Annotated in this window: 19 protein-coding genes; 9 read left to right on the top strand and 10 right to left on the bottom strand. The window is 74.7% G+C overall.

Translation table 11 applies throughout. The annotated features are described in order from the left end of the window. Nucleotides 1–68: 68 nt before the first annotated feature. Both FE251_RS03090 and FE251_RS03085 read left to right on the top strand, forming a co-directional pair. On the top strand, nt 69–434 hold the full coding sequence (locus FE251_RS03090; RefSeq protein ID WP_139073810.1) for a hypothetical protein: 366 nt from the start codon (nt 69–71) through the stop codon (nt 432–434). After that, nucleotides 431–1882, top strand: a complete 1452-nt coding sequence (locus FE251_RS03085; RefSeq protein WP_139073811.1) for a glycosyltransferase — start codon at nt 431–433, stop codon at nt 1880–1882. Before FE251_RS03090 ends, FE251_RS03085 begins: the two co-directional genes overlap by 4 nt. 38 nt (nt 1883–1920) lie before the next feature. Here the strand turns inward: FE251_RS03085 and FE251_RS03080 are convergent, their stop codons facing one another. The 8 genes from FE251_RS03080 to FE251_RS03045 all read right to left on the bottom strand — a co-directional run bounded on the left by FE251_RS03080 (nt 1921) and on the right by FE251_RS03045 (nt 12085). Further along, nucleotides 1921–3279 carry a glycosyltransferase family 4 protein gene (locus FE251_RS03080; RefSeq protein ID WP_139073812.1) on the bottom strand — a complete coding sequence of 453 codons (1359 nt, stop codon included), beginning with the start codon at nt 3277–3279 and terminating at the stop codon, nt 1921–1923. After that, nucleotides 3279–4469: an ABC transporter ATP-binding protein gene (locus tag FE251_RS03075; protein ID WP_139073813.1), complete on the bottom strand. Its 1191-nt coding sequence runs from the start codon at nt 4467–4469 to the stop codon at nt 3279–3281. The genes FE251_RS03080 and FE251_RS03075 overlap by 1 nt, the downstream gene beginning before the upstream one ends. Continuing rightward, a complete protein-coding gene (locus tag FE251_RS03070) occupies nt 4466–5260 on the bottom strand; it encodes an ABC transporter permease (RefSeq protein WP_230976522.1) in 795 nt (264 codons plus the stop codon). Before FE251_RS03070 ends, FE251_RS03075 begins: the two co-directional genes overlap by 4 nt. A gap of 149 nt (nt 5261–5409) precedes the next feature. Continuing rightward, nucleotides 5410–7344, bottom strand: a complete 1935-nt coding sequence (locus FE251_RS03065; protein WP_139073815.1) for a DUF6541 family protein — start codon at nt 7342–7344, stop codon at nt 5410–5412. A 42-nt stretch (nt 7345–7386) separates the two neighbouring features. Next, entirely contained in the window at nt 7387–8235 is an 849-nt protein-coding gene (locus FE251_RS03060) for a glycosyltransferase family 2 protein (RefSeq protein WP_139073816.1), read from the bottom strand. A gap of 47 nt (nt 8236–8282) precedes the next feature. After that, nucleotides 8283–10301, bottom strand: coding sequence for a DUF6541 family protein (locus FE251_RS03055; protein WP_139073817.1), 2019 nt, complete (start codon nt 10299–10301; stop codon nt 8283–8285). 10 nt (nt 10302–10311) lie between these two features. After that, nucleotides 10312–11607: a nucleotide sugar dehydrogenase gene (locus FE251_RS03050; protein WP_139073818.1), complete on the bottom strand. Its 1296-nt coding sequence runs from the start codon at nt 11605–11607 to the stop codon at nt 10312–10314. Nucleotides 11608–11671: 64 nt separating this feature from the next. Continuing rightward, entirely contained in the window at nt 11672–12085 is a 414-nt protein-coding gene (locus FE251_RS03045) for a VOC family protein (RefSeq protein WP_139073819.1), read from the bottom strand. Nucleotides 12086–12161: 76 nt separating this feature from the next. Between FE251_RS03045 and FE251_RS15775 the strand changes: the two genes are divergently transcribed. Further along, nucleotides 12162–14984, top strand: coding sequence for a DUF2804 family protein (locus FE251_RS15775; RefSeq protein WP_139947807.1), 2823 nt, complete (start codon nt 12162–12164; stop codon nt 14982–14984). 6 nt (nt 14985–14990) lie between these two features. Here the strand turns inward: FE251_RS15775 and wecB are convergent, their stop codons facing one another. After that, on the bottom strand, nt 14991–16052 hold the full coding sequence (wecB, locus tag FE251_RS03035; protein WP_139073820.1) for a non-hydrolyzing UDP-N-acetylglucosamine 2-epimerase: 1062 nt from the start codon (nt 16050–16052) through the stop codon (nt 14991–14993). Nucleotides 16053–16180: 128 nt separating this feature from the next. Here wecB and FE251_RS03030 point away from each other — a divergent pair, with 128 nt between their 5' ends. Then, nucleotides 16181–17926, top strand: coding sequence for an ABC transporter ATP-binding protein (locus FE251_RS03030; protein ID WP_230976521.1), 1746 nt, complete (start codon nt 16181–16183; stop codon nt 17924–17926). After that, nucleotides 17923–18990: a glycosyltransferase family 2 protein gene (locus tag FE251_RS15445; protein WP_168202637.1), complete on the top strand. Its 1068-nt coding sequence runs from the start codon at nt 17923–17925 to the stop codon at nt 18988–18990. Before FE251_RS03030 ends, FE251_RS15445 begins: the two co-directional genes overlap by 4 nt. A gap of 3 nt (nt 18991–18993) precedes the next feature. Here the strand turns inward: FE251_RS15445 and FE251_RS03025 are convergent, their stop codons facing one another. After that, nucleotides 18994–19983, bottom strand: coding sequence for a glycosyltransferase family protein (locus tag FE251_RS03025; RefSeq protein ID WP_139073821.1), 990 nt, complete (start codon nt 19981–19983; stop codon nt 18994–18996). Between the two features lie 51 nt (nt 19984–20034). On the opposite strand from FE251_RS03025, the gene FE251_RS03020 reads away from it, so the two are divergent. The 4 genes from FE251_RS03020 to FE251_RS03005 are packed head-to-tail and all read left to right on the top strand — an operon-like array spanning nt 20035 to nt 24543. Continuing rightward, entirely contained in the window at nt 20035–21159 is a 1125-nt protein-coding gene (locus FE251_RS03020; protein WP_139073822.1) for a glycosyltransferase family 4 protein, read from the top strand. Between the two features lie 32 nt (nt 21160–21191). Next, on the top strand, nt 21192–22295 hold the full coding sequence (locus FE251_RS03015; RefSeq protein WP_139947805.1) for a glycosyltransferase: 1104 nt from the start codon (nt 21192–21194) through the stop codon (nt 22293–22295). Beyond that, nucleotides 22292–23368 (top strand): glycosyltransferase, encoded by a 1077-nt coding sequence (locus FE251_RS03010; RefSeq protein WP_139947803.1) that lies wholly within the window; start codon nt 22292–22294, stop codon nt 23366–23368. Before FE251_RS03015 ends, FE251_RS03010 begins: the two co-directional genes overlap by 4 nt. After that, a complete protein-coding gene (locus FE251_RS03005; RefSeq protein ID WP_139947801.1) occupies nt 23365–24543 on the top strand; it encodes a glycosyltransferase family 4 protein in 1179 nt (392 codons plus the stop codon). Before FE251_RS03010 ends, FE251_RS03005 begins: the two co-directional genes overlap by 4 nt. Nucleotide 24544 lies beyond the last annotated feature (1 nt).

Genomic DNA, 24544 nt, shown 5'->3' with positions numbered 1-24544 from the left:
CGGAGGGGCCCGTCCCCACCTCTCCCGGGCGGTACGGCGCGGGGCGTGAGGGGGACTACCGTATGGCCATGCCCTCCGATGACGCTGTCTACTGGCGCGACCTGCCGGCTCGCGACCGCCAGGCCCACGCGGACGAGGCGGGGCGTGCCCTCGCCCTGGAGAACGAACAGCTGCGCCTGCACAACGCCGAGCTGTCGGCCTCGCTCGTCGCGGCCCGCGACGCCCTGGAGATCGGTCACCGCCTCCTCGAGGACCAGTCCGTGGCCATCGCCGAGCGCGACGACGTCGTCGGCGCTGCCGAGCGACGCGCGGTCGAGGCCGAGCACCAGCTCGCGGTCGTCCTCTCCTCGCGGCGCTGGCGCGCGACCGAGCTCCTCAGCCGCCTCCTGCGCGCGCCCCGCGCGGTGCTCGCCCGGCTGAGGCGTCAGCCGTGAGCCAGGCCTCCGGCCCTCTGCTCTCCCTCCTCCTCCTGCCCGGCGACGACGCCGGCCGGGCGGCGGCGACCGACTCCTTCGCCGCGCAGGGCGAGGGGCCGTGGGAGCTCGTGCCGGTGCCCGCCGCGGGCGACCTCGCCGCGGCCCTCACCACGGCGGCCGGCCGGGCCGGCGGCCGTTACGTCGGTGTCCTCGGCTCCGGGGACCGGCTCGAGCCGGGCGCGCTCGCCGCCGTCGTCGCCTTCGTCGACCGGCTCGGGCGTGAGCCCGCGGCCCTCTACACCGACGAGTCCGGGCCCGCGGGGGTCTTCTCCAAGCCGCGCTGGGTGCCGGCCTACCTCGAGGCGACGAACTACCTCGGGCGCCTCCTCCTCGTCCGCCGCGACGTGCTCGCCGAGGTCGGCGGGTGGCGCAGCGGCGGGGCGATGGAGTGGGACCTCGCGCTGCGCCTCACCGAGCGCACCGAGGACGTCGCCCACGTCCCGGTCACCGGCCTCATCCGCGCCGCCGGGGACGACCTCGCCGTGCTCACGGCCGGCCGGGAGGCGGTTGCCGAGCGCTACGCCCGCCTCGGCGTCCCGGCGAGCGTCGAGCTCACCGGCACCGCAGAGGGCGACGCCCCGGGCTTCCTGCGCGTGTGGCGGGAGGTGCCCGAGCCGCCGCTCGTGAGCATCCTCGTCCCCACCGCCGGTGGCCGACGCGAGATCGAGGGGCACGAGCGCCTCCTCGTCACCCAGCTGCTGCGCTCGCTCGTCGAGCGCACGACGTACGAGCGCTGGGAGGTCGTCCTCGTCACCTCCGAGGGCACCTCCCCGAAGGTCCTCGCCGAGTGCGAGGAGATCCTCGGGGACCGGCTCACCCTCGCTCCTGTCGCGGGGCCGTTCAACTTCTCCCGCTCGGTCAACACCGGGGCGGCCGCCGCCCGCGGCGAGCTGCTCCTCCTGCTCAACGACGACATCGTCGTCCTCGAGCCGCGGTGGCTGGAGCGGATGGTCGCCGTCGCGCAGGACCCGCAGGTCGGGGCGGTGGGCGCCAAGCTGCTCTTCGGGGACGGCCGCATCCAGCACGTCGGGGTGAGCTTCGACCGCGACGGCGAGGCGACCCACCCGCACATCTTCGAGGCGGAGGACGCCGGCCACTTCGGCTCCAAGGTCGTGGACCGCGACTACGAGGCGGTCACCGGCGCGTGCCTGCTCACGCCCCGGGACCTGTTCGTCGAGGTCGGCGGCCTCACCGAGGCGCTGCCGCTCAACTACAACGACGTCGACTACTGCCTCAAGGTGCGTGGCGCGGGCCGCCGGGTCGTGTGCACGCCCTTCGCGCGGCTGCGGCACTACGAGTCCTCCTCGCGCACCGCGCGCATCGAGGACGAGGAGCGCGCCGCGCTCGCCTGGTGGCGTCCGCGGACGATGTCCGACCCGTACACGAACGTCCGCGGCCTGGCCTGAGCGGCCCGGCCGCGGGCCGGCTGTGGGCCGGCCGCGGTTCAGCCGCGGCGGCGGGCCAGGCGCCAGCGCACCTTGTCGATGACGGCGCGCGGGCCGCCGGAGCGCAGCTGGCGCCACGCGGCGGTGGCGTCCAGGCGCAGGCGGGTGAGCAGCGGGAGGCTCGCGAAGTCGACCTCGCTGCCCGCGGCGATCCGGGCGGCGTCCGCGGCCCGGCGGGGGGCGCGGGCGAAGTCGAGGAGCGGGGCGAGGGCGACCGGCCAGGTGTACCGCTCGGCGACGCGGGCGACGTTCGCACGCGCCTCGTCGCGAGCGGTGTCGTCGGTGAGCAGACGCTCGAGCGCGGCGGCCATGCCGTCGACGTCCTCGGGGGCCACGGCCACGCCCAGCCCCTCGGCGGCGACGAGGTCACCGAAGGTGTCACCCTCGGTGCACACGATGGGCAGGTCGGCCCACAGGTAGTCCAGGATCCGGGTGCGGAAGCTGAACGCGGTCTCGATGTGGTCGAAGTGGGCGCTGACGCCGACGTCGGCGTCCAGGAGGTAGTCCGCGCGCCGGGCGTACGGCACCCAGTCCTCGTTGAAGAACACGTGGGTGCCGGTGAGGCCCAGGGAGTCGGCGAGCTCGCGGGTGCGGGTCGCCATCGCCATCTCGGGCACGTCGGGGTTGGGGTGCTTCATCCCGAGGAAGTACAGCCGCACCTGCGGGACGCGCTCACGCACGGCGTCGATCGCCCGCACGACCGTCACCGGGTCGAACCAGTTGTAGACGCCGCCGCCCCACAGGACGACCTTGTCGTCCGGGCCGATGCCGGGCACGACGCCCTTGATCGCCGGCGCCGTCCGCTCGGGCGGGGTCGGGGAGGTGCCGAAGGGCACGACGGTGATGAGGCTGCGCAGCGACGGGTCGGCGTCGTAGGTGTCGGGGTTGACGCGGCCGGAGGCGGCGAGCTGCCCGAGCCACAGGTCGCGCTGCTTCTCCGAGGCGCAGAGGAACAGGTCGCCGCGGCGGGTCTGGGCGCCCAGCTCACGCAGCGCGGTGGCGAGCGCGGCGTGCCGCTCGGGGGCCGGCTTGTACCGCTCGACCTCGAGGGACTCGAGGTGGAAGGGGTCGTAGAGGTCGATGACGAGCACCTGCTCGGCGCTCTGCAGCCACGGGAAGGTCGCGACGACGAAGCCCTGGACGACGACGACGTCGCTGGCCTCGACCTGGGCGCGGAACTCCCCGACGGTCGTGTGCGCGGTGGTGAACCCCTCCCCCGGCCGGTCGCAGGACCCGAAGGTGAGGAGCTGGACGGAGTGCTCGGGCGCGAGGGCCGAGGCGATCTCCCAGGCGCGGATGGCGGGGCCCGCCATCCGCTCGGCGAGCGTGTCGAGCGTGACGACGAGGATCCGGGCCATCAGGGCACCTGCCAGCGCGAGGGGGTCTGGACGTAACCGCCCCAGAACTTCTCCGCCCCGGACTGGACGCCGAAGCGGGCCGAGTCGCGCACCTGGTCGTACAGGTGCTGGGTGGTGGAGTCGGTGAGGGAGGTGATGACCGTGTACATGCCCGGCGCCAGGGCCGTGGCCGGGGCACGGCACTCCAGGACGCCCGAGCCGGTGACCTGCCCGAGGCGCGGGCCGTGGTCGAAGGTGTTCGAGGCCCACAGGTAGGTGCCGTCGACCGACTCGATCGCGCAGCCGATGACGGGGTCGGTGACCGGCTCGTGCGCCGTGTAGGCGACCCGGACCGTGAGGTCCTCGCCGTTGCGGACGTCGGTGCCGGGGCCGCCGGGGCCGAAGACCTCGACGTGGTCCACGCTCATCTCGCCGCTGCCGTGGTGGACCCGGCCCTCGGCGTCGATGCGCACCTCCCCGGCGTGGGAGGCGTCCATGTACTCCTCGAGGACCTCCTTGGCGTCCCCGACCCGGTTGAGCTTGCCCTGGACGAGCCAGGCGGCGGTGTCGGCCATCTGGCGCAGCTGCGGGGCGGAGTGGGACACGACGACGACGGTGCGCCCGTCGCGGCGGAACTCGGCGAACTTCTCGGCGCACTTCTCCTGGAAGGCCGCGTCACCGACGGCGAGGACCTCGTCGACGAGGAGGATCTCCGGGTCGACGTGGATCGCCACGGAGAAGCCGAGGCGCACGTACATGCCCGAGGAGTAGTTCTTCACCGGCTGGTCGATGAACTGCTCGACGCCGGAGAACCCGACGATGTCGTCGAACTTCGAGTCGATCTCCGGCTTGGTCATGCCGAGGATGGAGCCGTTGAGGTAGACGTTGTCCCGCCCGGAGAGCTCGGGGTGGAAGCCGGAGCCGACCTCGAGCAGCGCCGCGACACGCCCGCGGGTGCGGATCGTCCCCGACGTCGGGTAGAGGATCTGCGCCATGCACTTGAGGAGCGTGGACTTGCCCGACCCGTTGTCCCCGACGAGCGCGAACGTGCGCCCCTCGGGGATGTCGAACGTGACGTCGTCCAGCGCCCAGAAGTCCTCGTGGAGCGACCGGCGGCGGCGCATGATCGCGCTCTTGAGGGTCTGGTTGCGCTCGTGGTAGATCCGGAAGCGCTTGGAGACGTTCTCGACTGCGACGGCGACCTGTGTCATAGCGCCTCGGCCAGCCCCTTCTCGTGCCGCTTGAAGACGAGGTACCCCACGAGGAACGTGCCCAGGCCCCAGGCGAGGACGGTGAGGGAGGTCCCGAGCTCGGGCAGCCGGTTGTCGTAGAGGAGGTTGCGGAAGACCTCGGCGAACTTCGCCATCGGGTTGAACATGTAGATGTCGAACATGCTCACCACGCCGAAGAGCGAGGGCAGCTTGTTCAGCTGCTCGGCGACGAACGCCACCGGGTAGAGGATCGGCGTCACGTAGAACCACACCTGGAAGACGATCCCGGTGAGGTACTGCACGTCGCGGAAGTACACGTTGGCGATCGACAGGATGAGCGAGACGCCCGTGGCGAACAGCGAGAGCACCGCCATGAAGACGATGACGAGCGGCGCGAACGGCAGCGCGTTGGCCCCGACGATGAGGAGCGCGACGAGCAGGACGGCCATCTCGATCGACCAGGTGAACATCCACGACAGCGAGTTCGCCGCGAGCAGCGCGACCCGCGGGAAGTGGACCTTCTTGATGAGGTTCTCGTTGCCGACGAGCGCACCCATGCCGCCGTTGACGGTGTTGGTGAAGAACGACCACGGCAGCAGCGCGCACAGCAGCCACAGGGCGAAGATGTTCAGCCCCGAGGGATCCCCGACGTCCGGTGGGACGCGGAGGATGAACGAGAAGACCAGCGTGAAGATGAGCATCTGGGCCAGCGGGTTGGCCAGCGACCACAGCTGGCCGAGGAACGTCCGCTTGTACTTGCCCTTGATCTCACGCCGGGTCAGGTTGAGCACGAGCTCTCGTGAGTCTCGTACGTCCTGCACCACGCCCAACGGCCGCTCTCCTCCTGCTCGGTGGCGGCCGCCTCCGGGCGCGCCGCTCGCCACAGGTTACGGCATGACTCCCGCCCGCGGCCTCCCGCCCGCCGAAGCTGCGACCAGGCTCACGGGGTACACGCGTCGATGCGGTAGAGCCGCGCGGTCCCGCCGCTGTCGAGGAGCGTGAAGCCGGTGGACGTGTCGACGCCGTAGAAGCCCGGCGCGCGGGTCTCCCACGTCGGGTCGGCGGGCTCGTCGGCGTAGAAGTAGTCGATCCCCTCGGCGCGCAGCACCTCGCAGACGGCGGGGTCGGTGTGGATGTCGGCGAAGTGCTCGAGGAGGAAGCGCTGCGTCGCGTCCCAGCTCGAGGGGTTGACGTGCGGGATGAAGGCGACGGCGTCGCCGACCGACTGGGTGAGCACCGCCCCGCTCACCGGGTCACCGACGACGACGGCGTCGTCCGGGACCGGCAGGTCGCGCAGCATCTCCAGCTCCTCGCGCGAGGCGTACGCCAGGCCGGTGAGGCGGTGGTCGGGGTTGAAGGCCCACCACGTCCAGCCGTGGAGCCGCTCGTCGGTGCGGAAGGCGCCGGAGGTGACGAAGGCGAGGGTGAGGACGGCCACGGCCACGAGCCCGCCGGCCACCTGCGCCGGGCGGGCGCCGCGGGCGGCCAGGGCCCGGGCGGCGAGGCTCGCGAGCGCGTGGACGCCGAGCGCACCGAGGAGCGCGCCGAACGTCGGGAGGAGGGCCTCGGCGCGGTCGGGGTTGTTGTACCAGAAGGCCCCGAGCCGGCGGAGAGGGCCACCGAGGGCGGTGGCGAGGAAGAGCACGAGGGTGGTGAGCCACCCGACGGCGAGCCAGCGCGTCACGGGCCGGCGCCAGGCGACGACGGCGCCGAGGAGCACGAGCGCGGCGACGACGGTGTTGGCCCACGGGCTGGTCCAGCCGACCGTCGTCGCGGAGAGGAACGCGGTGCGCAGCGTCGGGCCGAGCGGTCGGGTGGGGTGCACGAAGCCCGCCATCGCCTGCAGCTGGGGCACGGTGTAGACGGCGAGCACGAGGAGCGCGACGAAGCCGGGCACCGCGAGCCGGACCAGGGTGCCCAGGACGCGTCGCCCGCGCCCGGCGAGCTCACGGCCCCACCCGGCGAGGTGGTGCCCCAGGAGCGGCAGCACGCCGACGGCGAGGAGCATGACCCCGCTGGGGTGGGCGAGGACGAGCCCGGCGGCGCCCACCGCCCCGGCCACCACCCCGGCCGCGCTGCGTGAGCGCAGGGCCAGGACGAGCACGGCGAGCACGCCGGGCCACATCGCGATCGCGACCGAGTACCCGAAGATCCCCTGCAGGACGTGGATGTTCGCCGGGAAGGCGAGGAAGGAGGAGGCGACGACCGGTGCCGCGGCGGCGACGAGCGGCGCACCCGGCGCCACCACCCGCGCGAGCACGACGATCCCGCCCAGCCACACGACCACCCCGGTGAGGAGCATGAGCATGTTCGAGGCGACGACGACGTCGGAGACCGCCGCGCCGAGGGCGACCATCGAGGGCCACGCCGCCGGGTAGAAGACCCCGGTGCGCGAGCCGTACATCGGGTCCAGGCCGCCGAGGGAGGAGGCGTTGCCCGTGCGCAGGATCGTGTCTGCGGCGTTGAGGTGGAAGATCGGGTCGTAGATCTGGTGGACGGCGTCGGGCCTGCCCATGCCGAGGACGAACGCGTAGAGCAGGACGCCGGCGGCGAGCGCCGTCGCCCCGGTGACGACGACCGCCCACGTGCGGGAGACAGGCGGCAGCGCGATCGGCCGGGCGCGCAGCAGGCGGCCGAGCACGGCGCACAGGGCCACGGCGAGGGCGAGCAGCACCGTCACGGAGACCGGCCCCCACGCGACGTCGAGCACGTCGAGGGCGACCGCGCCGAGGGCGAGCACGGCGACCGTCGCTGCCGGTGCCCCCGCGAGCGCGAGGAGCCCGCGCAGGCCGAGCAGCCGGGTGCCGAGGTAGCCGGGCAGGTAGAGCAGGGCCGCGAGGGCGGCGGCGGTCGGCACCGCCTCGGTCCACTGCATGACGTCGATTGTCCCCGATCCCGTGCCTGCTCCGCCGCGGCGTCAGCGGGCGGGGCGCGTCTCCAGCCACGCGCGGGCGCGCAGGCCGAGGGAGATCGCCACGCGCAGGGGCAGCTGGTACCACGCCGCGTACCGGCGGTGGAGGTACAGCTCGGCACTGCGGTGGTGGGCCCGGATCATCGGGGCGGGCCGCTCGCGCCAGCTCGCGCCCTGGTCGTGGACCACGCGGGCCGCCGGGACGTAGACGTTCTCCCAGCCGGCCTGCCCGAGCCGGTCACCGAGGTCGGTGTCCTCGAAGAACATGAAGTAGCTCTCGTCGAAGCCGCCGAGCTCGCGCATCGCCTCGCGGCGCAGGAGCAGGCAGGCCCCGGACAGCCACCCGGCGGCGTGCTCGACCTCCTGCTGCTCCTGGCGCCGGTGGTAGCGCCGCGTCCACGGGTTGCCCGGCCACACCCGGACGAACAGCGCGTGGCCGATGCCCTCGGTGAGCGAGGGGATCGCGCGGGCGGAGGGGTAGACGGTGCCGTCGGTGTTGAGGACCTGCGGGCCGAGGGACCCGGCCCGCGGGTGGCGGGCCGCGGCGTCGAGGAGCGCGTCGAGGGAGCCCGGCTCCCACCGGATGTCGGGGTTGGCGACGACCACCCACGGCTCCTCGCCCTCGCGCGCGCCGAGGTTGGCGGCCGCGCCGTAGCCGAGGTTCGTCCCGGGGCGCAGCACCTGCGCGCCGTGGCGGCGGGCGACGTCGTCGACGACGTCGGTCCGCGTGCCGTTGTCGACGACGACGAGCGTGACCTCGCGGGACGTCGCCCCGGCCAGCGACGTCGCGAACGTCTCGAGCTCCTCGCCGGGGTTGAAGGCCACCGTCACGACGCGCACCGCAGGAATGTTCATCGCGGCCAAGGATAGGGGCGTGCCCGCCGGGCGCGGGTGCCGTGTGCTCAGCCGCACACCTCGATGCGGTGGACCGACGCCGTCCCGGCGCTGTCCACCTCGGTGAAGCCGCGGGTGACGTCGACGTCCTGCATGCCGTCGGTGCGGTCGCGCTGCTTGGCGCCGTCGCGCGCGGTGGCGGTGTCCTGGTAGAGGTGGGTCGCCCCGACCTCGCCCAGCGCGGCGCACACGGCCGGGTCGTCGTGGACGTCGGCCAGCCGCTCCTCGAGCACCTCCTGGGCCGGGGACCGGCCGCCGGCGCCGAGCTGGGGGAAGACGACGTCGACCCCGGCGACGGCGGGCAGGAGCGCCGAGCCGTTGAACGGGTCGCCGACGACGACCGCCCCGGGCGGCAGGGACTGACCGAGGCGGCGCATCATCGCCAGCTCGTCCTCGCTCGCCATCGTGCCCCAGGCGACCTGCCCCGGGACGTACGCGCTGGCCACGACCCGCTCCTGGAGCGGCAGCCGCAGCACCGCGGTGCCGAGCACGAGCACGAGCACCCCGACGAGCACGGCACCCCCCACCCCCACCTCCCCCGCGACAGCCGACTTCCGCGCGACAGCCGACTTCCGCGCGACAGCCGAGTTCTGCGGGACCGCGGCGGGGACGCCGCGTGCCCGCTCGACGAGCGCGGTGAGGGCGTAGGCGGCGAGCAGGACCGCCGGGACGACCGCGACCGGTGCGATGCGCCCCGCCTGGGTGTACCAGAAGCCCGACAGCCAGCGCAGCGGGTGGTCCTCCGGGCCGGCCGCGAGCACGGCCAGCCCGGCGGCCAGGGCGAGGGCGACGGTGAGCCAGCGGTGGCGGCGGCGCACGAGGGTGAGCACCGCCCCGGCGAGCGTCGCCACCGTCACCGCGACGTGCTGCCACCCGTCACCGGGGAACCAGTGGACGAGGGCGTTGTCGAGCAGCACCTCCTGGAGGGCGGCCCGGTGGCTGCGCCCGCTGGCGCGCTCGAACCCGGTGACCGAGGACAGCGCGTCGAGGTTGGCGAGGAGCAGCGGCGTCCCGACGACGACGGCGACGAGCGCGAGCAGCACTCCCCCGCCCAGCGCTCGACGGCCCTGCCGCACCTGCGCCAGCGCCCACCCGCCGAGGGCGCCGATGACGAGCGGGCCGGCGAGGACGGCGAGGGAGAACGCCCCGCTCGCGTGGGCGACGACGACGCCGGCCGCGGCGAGGACGGCGGCCAGCCCGGCCCCGACGACGCCCTGTCGCACCCGCGCGGCACGCACCGCGCGCACGACGAGCAGCAGCGCGCCCGGGAGCAGCGCGGTGGACAGGCCGTTGGGGAGCTGGGCGAGGACGGTGAGCTGCACCGCCGGGTAGGCGATGAAGCCGGCCGCCAGGAGCGGGGCGAGCACGGCCGGCAGGACGGCGCGGGTGAGGACCTCACGCGCCAGCCCGGTCAGGCCGAGCACCCACGTGCCCATGCCGAGGACGAGGACCGCCGTGTTCGTCGCCGCCAGGACCGAGTCCCCGGGCGCGAGCGCGACGAGCGAGTGCCAGCCGGTCGGGTAGTAGGGGCTGCCCGAGCCATCACCGTAGAGCGGGGCGAGCCCGCCGAGCGGGGTGATCACCCCGGTCTCACGGGCGCTGACGACGGCGTTGAGGTGGAAGACGGCGTCCCACTGCTGGAGCGGCGAGTCCGCTGCCGGCAGGACGGTGAGGAAGGGCAGGGCGAGCAGGGCGGCGCCCACCGCGAGGCCCGCCCCCACAGCGAGCCGCCCGCGCCGCCCGAGCGGGCCGGGGCCCGGCCCGGCCGGCAGCCGCAGGGCGCGCGCGAGCAGCGCGAGCACCCCGAGCAGGACGAGGAGCCCGGCGAGCACGGCGGGCAGCCGCCACGGCACCCCGAGGGGTGCGTAGGCGACCGCGAGCACGCCGAGCGCACCCAGGGTCACCGGCGGGGCGCCCGCGAGCGCCGACAGGCCGCGGACCCCGAGCAGGCGCAGGGCGAGCCCGCCGGGCAGCAGGACGAGCAGCGCGAGCGCGAACGCGTCCGGCGCCGCGGCCCACCAGCTCATGGCGAGGTGCTCAGTGGCCGGCCCCGATGGCGACGCGGGGGGTGCCCGCCCACGCGGCGGCGTCGGTGACCTGGCGACCGTCGACGAGCAGGCGCACGCCGGGCAGGTCGGCGGGGGTCAGCTCACGGTAGTCCGCGTGGTCGGCCTGGACGACGGCGAGGTCGACCGGCTCGCCGAGCCGGTAGGGCTCCCAGCCGAAGGCGGTGAGCTCCTCGTCGGTGTACATCGGGTCGTGGACGAGCACCTGCGCACCGCGCTCGCGCAGCGCGGCGACCGTGGCGAACACCCCGGAGAACGCCGTCTCCTTGACCCCGCCGCGGTAGGAGGCGCCGAGGACGACCGCCCGCAGCCCGGTGAGGTCGCCGAGCAGCTCGGCGGCGCGGGAGATCGCGTACTCGGGCATCCCGGCGTTGTGCTGGCGCGCCGTGCGCACGATCGAGGCGTCAGGGTCGGTGGACAGGTAGAGGCGCGGGTAGACCGGGATGCAGTGGCCGCCGACGGCGATGCCCGGGCGGTGGATGTGGGAGTAGGGCTGGGAGTTGCAGGCCTCGATGACCGCGTAGACGTCGATGCCGACCTTGTCGGCGAAGACGGCGAACTGGTTGGCCAGCCCGATGTTGACGTCGCGGTAGGTCGTCTCGGCGAGCTTGGCCATCTCGGCGGCCTCGGCGCTGCCCATGTCCCACACGCCGTTGGGGCGGGCGAGGTCGGGGCGCTCGTCGAAGCTGAGGACGGCCTCGTAGAACTCGCGGGCGAGGTCCGCGCCCGCCGTGCTCAGCCCGCCGACGAGCTTGGGGTAGCGCCGCAGGTCGGCGAAGACCCGCCCGGTGAGCACCCGCTCGGGGGAGAAGACGAGGTGGAAGTCCTCGCCCTCACGCAGCCCGGAGATCTCCTCGATCATCGGCTTCCAGCGGCCCCGGGTGGTGCCCACGGGCAGCGTCGTCTCGTAGGACACGAGGGTGCCCGGCGTGAGGTGCTCGGCCAGCGAGCGCGTCGCGGCGTCCATCCACGCGAAGTCCGGCTCCCACGTCTCGTCGTCGACGAAGAGCGGGACGACGACGACGACCGCGTCGGCGCCGGGGACGGCCTGGCCGTAGTCCGTCGTGGCCCGCAGCCGGCCCGCGGGGACGAGCTCGGAGAGCTTCTCCTGGAGGTGCGCCTCGCCGGGGAACGGCTCGCGTCCCTCGTTGACGAGGTCGACGACGGACTGCTGGACGTCCACGCCCACGACCTCGTGCCCCGCGTCGGCGAACTGCACCGCCAACGGCAGACCGATCTTGCCCAGGGCAACCACCGCGATACGCATGAAGCTCCTCATCTCGTGCCCGGCCGGTCCGGACCCGTGCCCACGATATCCGTGGGAGGGGACGTCAGGGCAGGAGCAACCGTCCCACCGGGCCGGGGTTGTGGGCCACCTCCCACCGGAAGCCGTCCGGGTCGGCGAAGTAGCCGCTGTAACCGCCCCACTCGCGCGTCCGGGCCGCGTCGACGCTCGCCCCGGCGGCGTGCGCCGTCGCCAGCACCTCGTCGACCTCGGCGGGTGTGACGACGTTGTGCGCGAGGGTGAGCGGCGGGACCCCGTCACCGCGGGCGAGGGGGCCGACCTCGGCCTCGAAGGCGGCCTCGTCCCACAGCGAGAGCACGACGTGCGCGCCCACCTGCACCATGACGACCTCACCGGGCACGTCGACGACGGCGCTCCAGCCCAGGCCGTCCAGGTAGAAGCGGCGACTCGCCGCGAGGTCGCGCACCGCGAGCGTGACGACGCTGATCCGTGGCTCCACTGCCCCTCCCCAGGTCTCCGGAGGGCACGACGATAGCCGCCCGGCGTCGCCCCGAGGGCGCCGCTAGGCTCACCGTATGTCTCCCAGCCGCACCGCCGCGGCGGCCCCGGCGCTCACCCCCTGGGGCGCGGCGCTCGACCCGGCGGCAGTCCTGCCCGAGCACCCCCGCCCGCAGCTCACCCGCCCGGGGCACCTCAGCCTCAACGGGCACTGGGACTACGCGATCCTCCCGGCGCCCGCAGGGCTGGGCCCGGGAGCGCGCGGGCTGGACCGTCTCTCCCCGCCGCGCTCGTGGGACGGGCAGATCCTCGTGCCCTTCTCCCCCGAGGCGCCGCTGTCCGGCGTCCGGCGCCAGGTGGGTCCCGGGGACCTGCTCTGGTACCGCCGCACGCTGCGGCTGCCTGCCGGGTTCGACCGCGGGCGCCTCCACCTCCATCTCGGCGCCGTCGACCAGCACTGCGCCGTCCTCCTCGACGGCCGCGTCGTCGGCACCCACGAGGGCGGCTACCTGCCCTTCACCCTCGACGTCACCGGCCGGCTCGCCGAGGGCGGGACGCACGAGCTCGCCGTCGTCGTGCGCGACCTGTCCGACACCTCCTACCACTCCCGCGGCAAGCAGACCCTCGAGCCGAGCGGCATCTGGTACACCGCGCAGTCGGGGATCTGGCAGACGGTGTGGCTGGAGTCGGTGCCCGAGCAGCACGTCACCGGGCTGCGGCTCCTCCCGCACCTGGCCGACGGCCGGCTCGAGGTCACCGTGCTCGGCCCGGCCGGGCTCCGGGCGAGCGTCGAGGTCCGCGACGGGGACGCCGTCGTCGGCGGGACGGACGACGCCGCGACGGGCGAGCCGGTGCGCCTGCACCTGCCCGACGCGCGGCCGTGGAGCCCGCAGGACCCGCACCTGTACGACCTCACCGTGACGCTGGGTGAGGACGTCGTCACCTCCTACGCGGGGATGCGCTCGGTGGGTGTGGCAGCGGACCGCTCCGGCGTGCCGCGCCTGCACCTCAACGGCCGGCCCTTCTTCCAGGCGGGCGCGCTCGACCAGGGCTACTGGCCCGACGGGCTCTACACCCCGCCGTCGGACGCGGCCCTCGTGCACGACATCGAGACGATGAGGGACCTCGGCTTCACGATGCTGCGCCAGCACATCAAGATCGCGCCGCTGCGCTGGTACCACCACTGCGACCGGCTCGGCATGCTCGTGTGGCAGGACCTCGTCAACGGCGGCGGGCGCTACCGGCCGGCGGTCGTCACGGCGCCGGTGCTCACCCCGCTGCGGCTGCGCGACGACCGCTACGCGGCGTTCGCCCGCGCCGACGCCGCCGGGCGTGCGGAGTTCCGCCGGGAGGCGCGCGCGACCGTCGAGCTGCTCCGCGACGTGCCGAGCGTCGTCGCCTGGGTGCCGTTCAACGAGGGCTGGGGCCAGTTCGACGCCGCCGACGTCGCCGCGGAGGTCCGCACGCTGGACCCCACCCGCGTCGTCGACCACGCGAGCGGCTGGCACGACCAGGGCGCCGGTGACGTCGACAGCCGGCACGTGTACTTCCGGCCCGTCCACCTGCGCCACCGCGGCGGGGACCGGGCGCTCGTCCTGTCCGAGTTCGGCGGTTACAGCCTGCGCAGCGAGGCCGACGCCCCGGACGTCCCCCGTGAGTTCGGCTACCGCCGCTACCGCGACCCGGAGGCCTTCGCGCTCGCCGTCGAGCGGCTCCACCTCGGCCAGGTGCTCCCCTCCGTCCGCCACGGCCTGGCGGCGTCGGTGTACACCCAGGTGTCGGACGTCGAGGGCGAGACGAACGGGCTGCTGTCCGCCGACCGGCGCACCGTGAAGATCGCGCCCGCGCGGATGCGTGCCCTCAACGACCAGCTCACCCGGGCGGGCACGGAGGGGCCCAGCGTGCCCGAGCGGGAGATCACCGAGCCGGTGGCGCTGTGCCGCCCCGACGGCCGCCTCGATCCTGCCGCCGTCGGCTGGACCCGGCGACAGCTGCACGACACCGACGGGATCGGCCGCGGTGCCTACGCCCGCGGACGCAGCAAGCGGTGGGAGTACTGGAACGTCGTCACCCCGACGCACGTCCTCGCGCTCACCGTCTCCGACATCGACTACGCCGGGGTCCACGAGGTGTGGCTGCTCGACCGCGCCACCGGCGAGGCCGTCGGCGCCAACGCGATCAGCCCGCTCGCGGCCGGGACCACGCTTCCCGGCACCCTCGGGCGCGGCCCGGTGCGGGCCCGGGCCGGGGACCTCGCCATCGCCGTCGACGAGGTCGACGGCGGCACCCGGCTGCGCGCCGTCACCTCGCGCGTCCGCCTCGACGTCCTCGCCGAGCGGCCCGCCGGCCACGAGGCGATGGGCGTCGTCGTGCCCTGGGACGAGCGGCTTTTCCAGTACACGGTCAAGGACGTCGCCCGGCCCGCGCGCGGCCGGCTGTGGGTCGACGGGCGGGTCCACGACGTGCCCGCCGGTGAGTCGTGGGCGGTGCTCGACCACGGGCGCGGGCGCTGGCCCTACGAGATGCGCTGGAACTGGGGCGCCGGCTCGGGCGTGAGCGCCGGGCGGGTCGTCGGGGTCCAGCTCGGCGCCCGGTGGACGCAGGGCACCGGCTCGACGGAGAACGCGCTCGTCGTCGACGGGGTCGTCCACAAGATCAGCGAGGAGCTCCGCTGGGAGTACTCGACCGAGGGCGGCCCGTGGCGGGTGCGCGGGGAGCGTGCGGACCTCACCCTCACCCCGTTCCACGTCAAGGAGTCGCGCACGGCGCTGGGCGTGCTCGCCAGCGACACCCACCAGGCGTTCGGGCACTGGTCGGGGTGGATGAGCGACTCCGCCGGGACGCGGGTGAGCGTGGACGGTGCCACCGGCTGGGCGGAGGACGTCCTCAACCGGTGGTGAGCCGCCTCAGGCCGGCAGCGCCTCCGTGAGCGCCGCGACGACCTGCTCGGCCGCGTGCCCGTCCCCGTAGGGGGCGGCGTCGGTGGCGGGCGGCGTGGGACGCAGCGCGTGGCCGGCGACGTCGGTGAGGTCCCCGTCCAGGACGTTCCAGCCGAGCTCGACCGTCTCGACCCACTCGGTCTCCCGGCGCAGCGTCGTGCACGGCACCCGCAGGAGGAAGGCCTCCTTCTGCAGGCCGCCGGAGTCGGTGACGACACCGGAGGACCGCGCGACGAGCGCGACGAGCGTCGGGTAGGGCTGCGGCTCGAGGACGGTGACCGCCCCGGCCGTGAGGTCGATCCCGGCGGCCGCCGCGCGGTCACGCAGGCGCGGGTGGGCCAGCAGCAGGACGGGCCGGGGCAGGCTCGCCAGCGCCCCGACGATGGCCCCGAGACGCTCGGGGTCGTCGGTGTTCTCCGCGCGGTGGATGGTCGCGACGAGGTAGTCCCCCTCGGGGGCCGCGACGGCGGGGGCGCCCTCGCGCACGACCTCGTCGCGCACCCGGTACAGGACGTCGGTCATGACGTCGCCGACGAGGACCGTCCGGTCGGCCAGTCCCTCGGAGCGCAGGTGCTCCACGGCGACGGCGGTCGGGGCGAGCAGGAGGTCGGCGGCGTGGTCGGTCATCACCCGGTTGTGCTCCTCGGGCATGCGCCGGTTGAAGGAGCGCAGCCCCGCCTCGAGGTGGGCCACGGGCTGGTGGATCTTCACCGCGGCGAGCGCGGCGGCGACGGTGGAGTTCGTGTCGCCGTAGACGAGCACCCAGTCGGGGCGGTGGTCGAGCATCGCCCGCTCGAGGCCGGGGAGCATCGCCCCGGTCTGCTCGGCGTGCGAGCCGGAGCCCACGTGGAGGTTGACGTCCGGGCGGTCGATGCCGAGGTCGGCGAAGAAGACGTCGGACAGGGCGGCGTCGTAGTGCTGGCCGGTGTGGACGATGACGTGCTCGTGACCGGCGGCCGCCAGGGCGTGGGCGACGGGCGAGAGCTTGACGAACTGCGGGCGGGCACCGACGACGCTGAGGATCTTCACGAGCACCGACCCTATCCGGCAGCCGCGCGGCGTCGGACCTCGGTGCGATAGTGGGACGATGGCGGGATGACCGTGCCGACCGAGGAGACCGACGCGTGACGCGCTTGTGGGCCGCTCTCAAGGAGCTCTTGCCGCTTCTCCCCCGAGGTGCCCGGCGCTTCCTCGTGCTCTACGCCGTGGCGACCAGCTCGCTCGCGCTGCTCGACATCGCCGCCCTCGGCCTGCTCGCCCTCACGATGACGCCCCTGGTCCAGGGCCGCCCGCTCAGCCTGCCGCTCGTGGGCGAGGTGCCGCCGGAGTACACCGTGTGGATCATCGTCGTCGTCTGCGTGCTCATCGTCCTCAAGAGCGTCCTGTCGATGGCGCTCCAGTGGATCGCCACCCGCCGCTTCGCGGCCTATGAGCTGCTCATCGGCGACCGCCTCTTCGCCGCCTACATCCAGGCGCCGTGGACCGAGCGGCTGCGCCGCAACTCCGCCGAGCTCGTGCGCCTCGCGGACGTCGGCATCGCCAACACGACGGCCGGGCTCCTCCTGCCCGCCGCGTCGCTGCCCGCCGAGGTCGTGACGTTCGTCGCCGTGCTCGCCGTGCTCGTCGTCGCCGAGCCGGTGACCGCGGCCATCACCCTCGTCTACCTCGGCCTCATCGCCGCCGTCCTCTACTTCGTCATCTCCAAGCGCGCCGTCGTCGCCGGGCGGGTCAACCGCGACTACTCCTTCCGCGTCGCCACGCTCATGACCGAGATGGTCGCCACGCTCAAGGAGATCACCCTGCGCAACAAGGCCGGGGAGGTCGCGCAGGTCGTCCACCGCAACCGCATCCACACGACCCGGGCCCGCGCGAACATCCAGTTCCTCAACGCCGTGCCGAAGTTCGTCATCGAGGCCGCGCTCATCGGCGGCTTCGTCCTCGTCGGGGCGGCCGCCTACCTCCAGGGCGGGTCGGCGAGCGCGCTCAGCGCCGTCGCGCTCTTCGCCGTCGCGGGCTTCCGGATGATCCCCTCGGTCACCCGCTTCCAGGGGATCATCACCACGACGTCCTCGACGATCCCGCACGCCAACGCCGTCATGCGCGACATCCGGCTCGCCGAGAGGTACACCGCGGGGCCCGAGCAGATCGGCACCCGCCCGCTGCGTCACCGCCCCGAGGTGCTGAGCCTGCGCGACGTCGAGTTCACCTACCCGGGCAGCGCGACCCCGGCCGTCACCGGTGTCGACGTCGACGTGCGGATGGGCAGCTCGCTCGCGCTCGTCGGTGCCTCCGGGGCGGGCAAGTCCACCCTCGTCGACATCTTCCTCGGCCTGCTCGTCCCGTCCTCCGGCTCGATCACCATCGACGGGGAGCCGCTCGTCGAGGTGCTCGCCGACTGGCGGTCCAAGGTCGGCTACGTCCCCCAGGACGTCTCGCTCTTCGACGGGACCATCGCCCAGAACGTCGCGCTGTCGTGGGACGGGGACGTCGACGAGGACCGGGTGCGCGAGGCCCTGACCCGCGCCCAGCTCCTCGAGGTCGTCGAGAACCGCGCCGGCGGCCTGCACGCCCGGATCGGCGAGCGCGGCATGGCCCTGTCCGGCGGGCAGCGCCAGCGCCTGGGCATCGCCCGGGCGCTGTACTCCGACCCGCTCGTCCTCGTCATGGACGAGGCGACGAGCGCGCTCGACACCGCCACCGAGGAGGCCGTCGCCCGCGCGATCCGCGACCTCCACGGCGACGTCACGGTCATCAGCGTCGCGCACCGGCTCTCCACGATCCGCCACAGCGACCAGGTGTGCTTCATGCGCGACGCCCGCATCGTGGCCCGCGGGACCTTCGAGGAGGTCGTGGCCAGCGAGCCCGACTTCGCCTACCAGGCGAGCCTGGCGGGTCTCGCGTGAGCGCCCCCGACGTCGACGTCGTCGTCGCGCTCCACGACCCCTCCCGGCCGGTGGGACGCTGCGTCTCCTCCCTCCTCGCCGGCGCCGGCTCCCACGTCCGGGTGACCGTCGCCTGCCACGAGCTCGACCCCGACGACGTCGCCCCGCTCGTCCCGGCCGACCCGCGCGTGCGTCTCCTGCCGGTCCGCGACGGCCTCGGCAGCCCGTCCGGCCCGTACAACGCAGGCATCGACGCCGCCACGGCCCGCTACGTCTCGATCATCGGCTCGGACGACTTCCTCGAGCCCGGCGCGCTGTCCGCCTGGACGCGCGCCGCGGACCGCCTCGGCTCCGACGTCATGCTCGCCCGGGTGCGCATGCAGGACGGCACCGAGGTCCACACGCCGCGGGTGCGCCCGCTGCGCTCGCGCGACCTCGACCTCGTGCGCGACCGGCTCGCCTACCGCACGGCGCCGCTGGGCCTCATGCGCAGGGCGACCCTCGACGCGCTCGAGCTGCGCCTCGTCGAGGGCATGCGCTCGGGCGGCGACGTCGCGTTCACCGCGCGCCTGTGGTCCTCCGGCGTGCGGGTGGACCTCGCGCGCTCGGCGCCCCGCTACGTCGTGGGGACCGACGCGGTCACCCGGGTGACGACGTCGGTACGCCCGATCACCGACGAGCTGCGCGCGTTCGACGACCTCGTCTCCCGCCCGTGGCTGCCCGACCTGACCCCCGCCGCGCGCCGCGCCATCGCCGTCAAGAGCGTGCGCATCCACCTCCTCGGAGCGATCCGCCGCCGCCGGGAGGAGACGGACTGGCACGAGGGCGAGCCGCAGTGGCTGCGTGACCTGCTCACCCGGTGGGTGGACCTGGCACCGGGCGTGCTGCGGCCCTTCAGCCGCGCCGACCGGGCGCTGCTCGCCGCCGCCCTCGACCCCCAGGTCACGGCCGCCTCGCTCGTCGAGGCCGTCGCCGCCCGCGCGGCCGCGGGCCGGTGGGACGCCGTCCTCACGCCATCGCCGGCCGACAACCTCGACCGGGAGTCGACGCTGCGCTACCTCGCGGCGGACCGCTTCTGGCGCTGAGGCTCAGCCGGACCGCGCGACCCGGCGGTAGACCTCCTGGAGCGGCCGGACGTAGGGGTCGGCCGTGTAGTGCCGGCGCACCCACGCCGCCGCCCCGAGGCCGTCACTGACCCCACGAGGGTCGCGCAGCGACTCGAGGACGTGCTCCACCGACTCCTCGACGCCGCCCGCGAGCACCGGGGGCGGCCCGCCCTCCGGGTGGGTGAGCACGTGGCTCGGGACGACGAGCGGCACCCCGAGCGCCATCGCCTCGTGCTCGCTCACGCCCAGGACGGTGTTCGCCTGCCCGACGACGACGTCGGCCTGTGCGAGCAGCTCGAGGTAGCGGGCGTGCGCCGTGCGCGGGAGCAGCTCCACCCCGGCCGCGGCGGCCGCCCCGGCGGCCTCGCCCCAGTCCAGCCCCTGGAGGCGGACGTCGGCGGGGAGCACCTCGCGCAGCCGCGCCGCGAGCTCGAGCATGACCGGGGCACCCTTGGCCGGCGACCAGCGGGAGGCGAAGACCACCCGGCGGCCGCCCGGCCGCCACTGCGGCAGGCCGGTGACGTCGACGAAGGCCGGCATGTACTGCGCGTCGGGCCGGGCGGCCAGCGCCCGCTCCGCGGTGTCGAGGTTCGTGTAGTAGACCTGCTCGGCGCCGTCGACGGCCCGGGCGATCTCCTCGCGGTAGCGCGGGTCGTCGGCCTGCTCGCGGATGTCGGTGCCGTGGAGGTGGAGCAGGTAGGGCCGCCGGGGCATGAACCGCTCACGGATGAGCCGCACGCTCGTCCCGTAGTGGACGTGGACGACGTCGGCCCGGTGCAGCGCACGGGCGCGGCGTTGGACGTAGGGCAGGTAGCGGACCCGGTCCAGGCCCCCGCCCGGCGTGCGGGCCGGGCGGACCTTGTCCGGGGGCAGGTAGCCCCACCGCAGGTCGGCCCTCCGGGCGGCGCGCACGAGGTTGAGCGCGACGAACGCGCAGTCGTTGAGGTGGAGGACAGCCGGCTCAGCGGTCATGCCCGCCAGCGTATGCGAACGTCGTCGGGGATCGGTGGCAGGATTCCGTCCATGCCGACCCGCCCGACGTTGCTCATCCTGTCCTTCTCCCCGATCCACGCCGACGCCCGGGTGCTGCGCCAGGTCCAGCTCCTGTCGGGCAGCTACGACGTGACGACGTGCGGGTACGGACCGGCGCCCGAGGGCGTCGTCGACCACATCGAGATCCCGGCCGAGCACGTCTACTGGCGCAAGGACCAGCGCCTGCTCCTCCAGCGGCGCTACGCGGCGGTCTACCGGTCGAACGAGGTCGTGCGGTACCTGTGGGACCGCCTGCCGCGCGGCTACTTCGACGTCGTCCTCGCCGACGACATCGACACCGTCCCCCTCGCCCTGTCCCTCGGGGCGCGCGCCGGGGTGCACGTCGACCTCCACGAGTACGCCCCGCGCCAGAACGAGGAGATGTGGCGCTGGCGCCTGCTCGTCGCGCCCTACCTGCGCTGGCTGTGCCGCACCTACCTGCCGCTCGCGAGCTCGGTGACCACCGTGGGCGCGGGGCTCGCCGCGGAGTACGGCCGGGAGTTCGGGGTGGACGCCGCCGTCGTCGTCAACGCGCCCCACTACGCCGACCTCACCCCGGGCGAGGTCGGCGACCCGATCCGGCTCGTCCACTCGGGCAACGCGCGCCGAGGCCGCCGCCTGGAGATCATGCTCGACGCCGTCGCCGCCTCGCGCCGGCCGTTCACCCTCGACCTGTACCTCATGCCGAACGACCCGGTCTACCTCGCCGAGCTGCGTGAGCGGGCCGAGACGATGCCCGAGGTCACGGTGCACGACCCGGTCCCGCCGACCGAGCTCGCCCGCACCCTGTCGGCCTACGACGTCGGCGTCTACGTCCTGCCGCCGGTGAGCTTCAACAACCTGTGGGCGCTGCCGAACAAGTTCTTCGACTTCATCCAGGGCCGCCTCGGCCTCATCGTCGGCCCCTCCCCCGAGATGGCCGGCATCGTGCGCCGGCACGGGCTCGGGGAGGTCACCGAGGGGTTCACCGCCGAGGCCCTCACCGCCGTCCTCGACGAGCTCGACCCGGCGCAGGTGCGCCGCTGGAAGCAGGCCTCCCACGAGGTCGCGGCCGAGTACTCCGCCGAGCAGCAGACCCAGGGCTGGGCCGACGCCGTCGCCGCCATCCTGCGCTGAGGGGCCACGCCGCCGGCTGGTAGCGTGACGGCGTGCGAGTCGTGGCCGTGTCGACCTGGTTCCCGACGTCCGTGGCCCCCAGCAGCGGTGCCTTCGTCGTCAAGGACGCCCTCGCGATCGCCTCGCTCGGGCACGACGTGCGGGTCGTCCACCTCGTCCCGCCCCACCAGGACGACGGCACCCGCTCCCTCGTCCACGAGGGGCTGCCGGTGCGCCGCGTCCCGATGGGCACGACGAACCCGCTCGACGTCGTCCGGGCCGCCCGCGCGCTGACGCCGCTGCTCGCCGGGGGCGACCTCGTCCACTCGATGGCGATCTCCTCCCTCCTGCCGCTCTCGCTGCACCGTCCCGCGGCGCCGTGGGTGCACACCGAGCACTGGTCCGGGCTCACCTCCCCGCAGAACCTCCCCGCGACCTGGCGCCGCGCGCTGCCCGTCGTCTCGCGGGTGCTGCGCCGGCCCGACGTCGTCACGGCGGTGTGCGAGTTCCTCGCCCAGCCGATCCGCGCGGTGCGCGGCCCGCGCCCCACGCGCGTCGTGCCGTGCATCGTCGAGACGCCCGAGCCGCTCCCGCCCCGCCCGGCCCGCACCGACGTCCTGCGCCTCGTCAGCGTCGGCGGGCTCATCGACCGCAAGGACCCGGTGACCGCCGTCGAGACCGTCGCCGAGCTCGAGCGGCGCGGCACCCCCGCCGAGCTCGTCCTCGTCGGGGAGGGTGAGCTGCGCGCGGCCGTCGTGCAGCGCTCCGAGGAGCTCGGGATCGCCCACCGGGTGCGGCTCACCGGCTCCCTGCCCCGCCCCGCCGTCCTCGCCGAGCTCGCCGCCGCGGACCTGTTCCTCGGGCCCACCAAGGGGGACAACTTCTTCGTCTCCGCGGCCGAGGCGATCGTCTCCGGCCGGCCCGTCGTCGTCGGCGCGACCGGCGGCCAGGGCGAGTACATCGACCCGCGCGTCGGGGAGCTCGTCGCCGAGCAGACGCCCGCGGCCTACGCCGACGCCGTCCTGCGCGTCGAGGCCGCGACCCGCGACCTGTCCGCCGAGGAGATCTCCGCGACCATCGGGGACCGCTTCTCGGTGCCTGCCGTGGCCGACGGCTACGAGCGTGCCTACTGCGCGGCCCGGGAGCTGCGCCCGTGAGCGGACCTGTCGACATCGTCATCGCCGTCCACAGCCCGACCCGTCCCGTCGGGCGGGCGGTCGCCTCCGTCCTCGAGGGCAACCGCGCCGAGACCAGGCTCACCGTCGTGTGCCACAACGTGGCGGCGGACGAGATCGCGGCGGTCATCGACCCGCGCCACCGCGCCGACGTGCGCCTGCTCGAGCACACCGACCCCCGCCGCAGCGCCTCCGGCCCGTTCAACGCCGGCATGCGTGCGGCGGAGGGCGAGTTCGTCTCGATCATGGGCTCCGACGACGTCCTGCAGCCCGGGGCCGTGCGCTCGTGGCTCGACGTCGCCGGGCGCACCGGCGCCGAGACCGTCATGTGCCGGCTGCGGATCGGCAGCGCGGCGCGGCCGGTGCTCACCCCGCCCGTCCGTCCCTGGCTGCGCGGGCTCGCCGACCCGGTGCGCGACCGGCTCAGCTACCGCAGCGCCCCGCTCGGCCTCGTCTCCCAGCGTGCCCGCGAGCGCCTGGGCCTCGAGCTCGTCGAGGGGATGACCGTCGGCGGTGACGTCGCCTACGTCACCCGCCTGTGGTTCGAGACGCGCGTGGCCGTCGACCGCCGCGGCCCGGCGTACGTCATCGGCGAGGACGCCCGCGACCGGGTGACCCTCACCCCGCGCCCCATCGCCGTCGAGCTCGCCTTCGTCCGCGACCTCCTCGCCCAGCCGTGGTTCGCCGGCTACGACCTCACGGCGCGACGCGCGGTGTGCACCAAGCTCACCCGCATCCACCTCTTCGGCGCGGTCTGGAACCGGCGCGACCCCGCGGTGTGGACGCCCGAGGACCGCCAGGCGCTCGCGCAGACCGCCGAGGACCTCCTCGCCCGCGCCGAGGGCTTCGAGCGCGTGCTCTCCCTCGCCGACCGGACCCTGCTCGACGCCGTCGCCGACCCTTCCTCCGACACGGGCGCGATGATCCGGCTCGCGGAGCAGCGACGTCGCCACGGACGCCCCGCGACGCTCCTCACCCGCAGCCCGGCCGACCTGCTGCGGGTCGAGGCCCCGGTGCGGCTCATGGCTGCCTCGGCCCTCGTGGGACTCCCGTGAGCGGGTCGGCACGGCCCGCCGACGGCGTCCGCGTCACCCTCGCGACCCGCATCTTCGCCCCCGAGCCGGCAGCCGCCTCCTTCCGCCTCGCCGCGCTCACCCGCGGACTCACCGGTCTCGGCGCCCGGGTCCGGGTGCTCACGACGACGGTGCCCGGACGGGCCGAGCCCTCCCCCGGCCCCGGCGTCACCGTCGAGCGGTGGCCCGTGCTGCGCGACCCCGAGGGCTACGTCCGCGGCTACGTCCAGTACCTCAGCTTCGACGTCCCGCTGCTGCTGCGCCTGCTGCGCACGCCGCGTCCCGACGTCCTCGTGTGCGAGCCGCCGCCGACCACCGGCGCGGTGGTGCGGCTGGCCGCCCGGCTGCGCCGCGTTCCCTACGTCTACTACGCGGCCGACGTGTGGGCCGACGCCGCGCAGTCCGCCGGCATGCCGGGCGCCGTCGTGCGCGCCCTGCACACCGTCGAGCGATGGGCGATGGGCGGGGCGGCCTGCGTCATCGCCGTCTCCGAGCCGGTGGCCGCGCGGCTGCACGAGCTCGGCGTCGGGCGGGTGGAGGTCGTGCCCAACGGCGTCGACACCGACGTCTTCTCCCCCGACGGCCCCGCCGTCGACGACGAGGGACGCCCGTACCTGCTGTACGCCGGTACCGCCTCGGAGTGGCAGGGCGCCGACGTCTTCCTCCGGGCGCTGCCCCGGGTCCTCGAGGAGGTCCCCGGCGCCCGCGTCGTCTACCTCGGGCAGGGCAGCGACTGGCAGCACCTGCGCGAGCTCGCCGCCGGGCTGCCGCCCGGGACCGTCGAGTTCCACACCCGCGGCCCCGCGGAGGAGGCGGCCCGCTGGCAGCGGGGTGCCGCGGCCTGCCTGGCGAGCATCGTGCCGGGCCGCGGCTACGACTTCGCCGTCCCGACGAAGATCCACTCCGCGCTCGCCTGCGGCGCCCCGGTCGTCTTCGCCGGGGTGGGTCAGGCGGCCGAGCAGGTGCGCGACGAGCGGCTCGGCTGGGCGGTGGACCACGAGCCCGGCGCCGTCGCCGAGGCGATGGTCGCCGCCCTGCGCGCCGGGCGGTCACCGCAGGAGGACGCGCGGCGCGCCGCCTGGGTCCGCAGCCACCGCTCCGCCACGGCCACCGGCCGGCGGGCCGCTGAGGTCGTCACCGCCGCGGCCCGCCGCTGAG

This window comes from Georgenia wutianyii (genome assembly GCF_006349365.1).
GTDB classification, from domain to species: Bacteria; Actinomycetota; Actinomycetes; order Actinomycetales; family Actinomycetaceae; genus Oceanitalea; species Oceanitalea wutianyii.
This window is presented reverse-complemented; position numbering and strand designations above follow the sequence as displayed.

Excerpts from the sequence above, each read along its gene's own strand:
- FE251_RS03080 (WP_139073812.1), bottom strand. The coding sequence starts at position 3,279 with ATGGCCCGGATCCTCGTCGTCACGCTCGACACGCTCGCCGAGCGGATG.
- FE251_RS15775 (WP_139947807.1), top strand. The coding sequence starts at position 12,162 with ATGTCTCCCAGCCGCACCGCCGCGGCGGCCCCGGCGCTCACCCCCTGG.
- FE251_RS03090 (WP_139073810.1), top strand. The coding sequence starts at position 69 with ATGCCCTCCGATGACGCTGTCTACTGGCGCGACCTGCCGGCTCGCGAC.
- FE251_RS03050 (WP_139073818.1), bottom strand. The coding sequence starts at position 11,607 with ATGCGTATCGCGGTGGTTGCCCTGGGCAAGATCGGTCTGCCGTTGGCG.
- FE251_RS03025 (WP_139073821.1), bottom strand. The coding sequence starts at position 19,983 with ATGACCGCTGAGCCGGCTGTCCTCCACCTCAACGACTGCGCGTTCGTC.
- FE251_RS03075 (WP_139073813.1), bottom strand. The coding sequence starts at position 4,469 with ATGACACAGGTCGCCGTCGCAGTCGAGAACGTCTCCAAGCGCTTCCGG.
- FE251_RS03060 (WP_139073816.1), bottom strand. The coding sequence starts at position 8,235 with ATGAACATTCCTGCGGTGCGCGTCGTGACGGTGGCCTTCAACCCCGGC.
- FE251_RS03055 (WP_139073817.1), bottom strand. The coding sequence starts at position 10,301 with ATGAGCTGGTGGGCCGCGGCGCCGGACGCGTTCGCGCTCGCGCTGCTC.
- FE251_RS03065 (WP_139073815.1), bottom strand. The coding sequence starts at position 7,344 with ATGCAGTGGACCGAGGCGGTGCCGACCGCCGCCGCCCTCGCGGCCCTG.
- FE251_RS03020 (WP_139073822.1), top strand. The coding sequence starts at position 20,035 with ATGCCGACCCGCCCGACGTTGCTCATCCTGTCCTTCTCCCCGATCCAC.